The following is a 995-nucleotide window of genomic DNA, read 5'->3' as shown; positions in this document are numbered from 1 at the left end:
TATTATCGTTCCAACAGAACGATAATGAATTGACTGTGCCAAGTCCTCTAATGTTTCCAAAAGAAGTCTCGTTTGGTCACTTCGTTTCATTGAAACCTAATTTGAAACCCCTCTTTATTTAGAGAAATTTCTAATTGGATTATCATCAACGAGTGCCCACACAGATTGATAGGTTTATATTGTTAAAGAGCGTTCCGACTGAGCTTTGAACTACGCGCTCAGCTCAAATCGGACGGCCATTTTAGCGAGTTAAAGTTTAGTGTCAACCACTTTTTTCAAACTTTTTCAAGCGTTTCCACTTGGCTAAGTGACCTGCTAACTGGGCTTTCATTCTTTCGAAACCTTAGCTTCGAACTGTTCCCGTGTCAGCGAGGGGGCATTATAGAGATCGGAATAAACTTGGCAACCCCTTTTTTGTGTTTTTTCTGACTTTTTTGCTGTTCGATTAATTTTCGATCTAAAAGTGGTAAAAACCGCCCTTTTGTTTACATATTTTTAAACTTATTGGCAAAAAGAGTGACCTTTTCCCAGTTAGTATATTCTACTTCCTTGCTGGTATCGGTTTCTCCGCCTGTCATACTCATTATGAATTTAATCATGATTCTATCAAACCAGTTGTAACGAGGGTAATAGAGCGCACCAGCAAACACACCAATTAACTCGGGTTGCCAAGAAGATTTCTTGAGAAACGTCTTTATATAAGCACTGCCTTCTGGCGTATCTTTACCTTGGTCTTCTTTTCTGGCGGTCAGGTTCACACAAAAAAAGGCAGATCTACTCGATTGCAACGCCGGTAGGTTGCTCTCGATAAACTGGTATAGCTTCTTGTTAAGATGCCCATATCTTATCGATGCCCCTACTAGTACTCGCTCATACTGTTCAAAGTCGACACGTTCTGTCGTATGAAGGTCAACAAAGTCACATTCGTAGTCTGAGAGTTGCTCTCTTATATGATGAAAGATTTTTTTGGTTTGACCTTCACGAGTTGAGTAAAG

The 995-nt window shown here is 39.9% G+C and carries 1 protein-coding gene; it reads right to left on the bottom strand.

The window, feature by feature from the left end:
* Positions 1 to 485: 485 nt before the first annotated feature.
* The coding region (gene hemG, locus DA100_RS08300) for a menaquinone-dependent protoporphyrinogen IX dehydrogenase (protein ID WP_138971722.1) at positions 486 to 995 on the bottom strand (510 nt) is incomplete at its 5' end.

Source organism: Vibrio sp. Hep-1b-8, from assembly GCF_006124995.1.
Lineage (GTDB): Bacteria > Pseudomonadota > Gammaproteobacteria > Enterobacterales > Vibrionaceae > Vibrio.
This window is presented reverse-complemented; position numbering and strand designations above follow the sequence as displayed.